At 32.0% G+C, this 2,893-nt stretch carries 2 protein-coding genes; one reads left to right on the forward strand and one right to left on the reverse strand.

Translation table 11 applies throughout. The annotated features are described in order from the left end of the window. A partial coding sequence (mobV, locus tag SM447_RS29170) for a MobV family relaxase (protein ID WP_474576085.1) occupies positions 1-1,098 on the reverse strand: 1,098 nt, incomplete at its 3' end. 1,017 nt (positions 1,099-2,115) lie between these two features. On the opposite strand from mobV, the gene SM447_RS29175 reads away from it, so the two are divergent. Then, on the forward strand, positions 2,116-2,850 hold the full coding sequence (locus SM447_RS29175) for a hypothetical protein (protein WP_474576086.1): 735 nt from the start codon (positions 2,116-2,118) through the stop codon (positions 2,848-2,850). Positions 2,851-2,893 lie beyond the last annotated feature (43 nt).

The following is a 2,893-nucleotide window of genomic DNA, read 5'->3' on the forward strand; positions in this document are numbered from 1 at the left end:
TTTAGGTCTTTTATAGGTAGTTAGATCTGCAGTTGGTGTAGGTTCTGCAGTATGCTTTGTACCGCCAGAATCGCCGCCAGAGGCCAGTTCTCTGGCTCTTACGACAAGGCTTTGCAGCTCCATAGGTAAAAATTTTCTCACCAGATCTAGGTCACTTTGTGATTGCTTAAGCTCCAAGTTATGGGTTTTAAGTGTGGAATTTTCCACAGAGATTTTTTCCAATTGCTTCTGGTTTTCATTATAAAAAAACTCAATTTTCGATGTCTCTTTCTTTTTTTTATAAAATTCACTTGTAGCTGCATCAGCTTTTTCATCAGATTTTTTAGCCCTAAATTTTGCCCTTCTTCTTTGTCTATTTAGCTTTTTAAAAGTAGCTGAAGCGATTTCTTTTACTTCTTCAGCAGAGTATTTTTTTTCTAAACCAATAAAATTTTTCCTTGGTGGAGTATCCAAAATATTTTTTGAAAGCTCATTATAAAATTCGTTTTCTTCATCTTTATCTTGTCTGATTAAATCTCTGTAATCTTTTAATGTTGTATGATCAACTAAAGTTTTACTTTTTTCTTCACCACGTTTTAAACCAAATTTACTATTTGCAGTGTTGTAAATATCCTGCAATCTTCCATAAGAATTTTTACCTCGCCAAAAAGATTTATTGTTTAATTTGTTGTCAACAATAGGTAAAATTAATGCATGAATATGTGGTGTACTTTCATCTAAATGCAAAACTGCATTAACACATTTCCCGTAATTTTCTTTTTCCAAAAAATCAATTTGAGTTTTAACCCAGTCTTTTAAATTTGATTTATATTCAGATCTAGATTTCTTTGAACCATCTTTATTATTAAAGAAAAATTCTGGTGATGCAGTTAAAACGAATTCGTTAAAAATTACTGTGTCTTTATTTCTAATGACAATATCATTATTTTTAATATAACTCATTATGTCAGATCTGGTATTTTCCGTACCAATTAATATTTCATTCAAATTTGATTTTTTAGAATTTACATTCTCTTCTATAACTATTCTCATATTATGATTATGTACAGCTTGTATAGCTGTTTTTTTGTGTGATTGTTTCCTGATTATTGAATACATTTTTATTTCTCCATATTAATATACAACCCCCATTTTTTTTGGATAAATCCAATATTATGAGAATGTCGAATACATTCTCATGTGGCGTTAAATGCCACCTGTGCAGCTGTGTAAGGTTTTGACGTTGAACCGGTGCAAACCGGTTCGGGGCTTGGGTGGGCTATGCCCCCCAACGAACGACTGAGCGTAGCTCGGTCTAGTGAGTGATAGACCGAGAAAGTAAACTCAACGTATATATTTAAAGTTATCACTTTAATATATTCTGTCAAATAGCTACCGCCTCGCTTTGCAGCTCGTTGCTAAATCTTTTCTTAAAGCGAAAGTAAACTTTCACTTTAAAAAAGATTGAATATAAGAATGCAAAGTTTCCATATGTAGACTGCAGTCTACGATCAGAAACTTTTTCTACTGCACATAGGAATGGGTAAATGTGGGCAAGTACCTTGACCGCATGGGGTGGGGGGACCCTGTGATGAACAAGAGTCCTTGTTCGAGCAGGTGGGGGGAACGGGTTTAGGGGTTCCCCCTATGTAGCTGTAGAACGCTCTGTAACGCTCTGTGACGGGTTTTTGTAGTTACTTTAACCGTGAGAACCTGCATACAGCTTGCTGTATGTGGGTTTGAGGGGTTGGCCAGCCCGGCGAGGGCGGTTTTAGATTTTGGTTTTACTCTTAGATCTTAATATTTATTAATTCTTGCAGAAAAACTCAAATCCTAAAACTCCTCTCTAAGCCTTGGTACGTCTGGCTTTGCTCCCTTTTTTCTAAAAAACAAAAAGTACAAAGTTTTATACTCTACAGTTACTTTTTTAAGGATAGAGTAATAAGTTTTATACTCTAGAGTAATAAACTTTATCGTTTTAACCCCATAAAAACGATAAACACACTAAAATTTCTAGAACTTTATTTATCGTTTTAAGCCTCAAAAACGATTTTTTTTTATCGTTTTGTATTGACTTGGTTGAAGGATCGGTTATAACACTAATATTAAGTATCTAAATTTAAAGAGGAATAAGTTATGACAATACAAGAAGTAAAAAAACCAAGAGTTAGAACAAAAAAAGAAAATGATAAATTAACAGAATATAAGATGAATCCTTTTGTTTTTGATAAAGAACTAAAGATTGAAACAAAAACAAGAAATTTAACTGTTAGAAAAGGTACTGAATTAGTAAATAAGGATACTTCTGACGAATCAGAATCCTATTTCTCTAATATTGTTCAAAAAAAAGAAGTAGATAAAGAAGAGTTTATAAAATTATTTACATCACAAATAAAAGTATATTTTGACCTAACAAAAACAGCACATAAAATTTTCCTTATAATTTTGTCTTTATATCAAAAAGAGATCGGTAAAGATTATGTATTATTGACGTGCAAGAAAGCTCAGAATGTTGCTAAAACATTAGATTTTGAGCTTTCTCCACCGATTTTTTATCGTGGTATAAAAGAACTGGTAGAGAAAAAAATTATTGCTAAATCTGTAGATAAAATTGTTTTTTATATAAATCCTGCAGTTTTCTTTAATGGTGATAGAGCAAGATTTGTAACTGAAGTTATAAAGAAAAAAGAAGAGATAGAAAAAAATAAACTTCTCCAAGAGTTAGAAGACACATCAAAAAATAAGGATTTTGAAACAGATGATAGCGTTGAAAATTTAGATTTAATGATTGCAAGATTACAAAAGAAAAAAGAAGAATTAGAGCGAAAAGAAAAATTTGGACAATGGCAGGATCTGGAAGATGCATCATAAAAGCCCTGATGGGCTTTTATTTGTATTTAGGTCTTTTATAGGT

The sequence above is a fragment of the Micromonospora aridisoli genome (genome assembly GCF_056150025.1).

Bases quoted from the DNA above. Each gene is read 5' to 3' on its own strand.
- SM447_RS29175 (WP_474576086.1), top strand. From the start codon at position 2,116: ATGACAATACAAGAAGTAAAAAAACCAAGAGTTAGAACAAAAAAAGAA.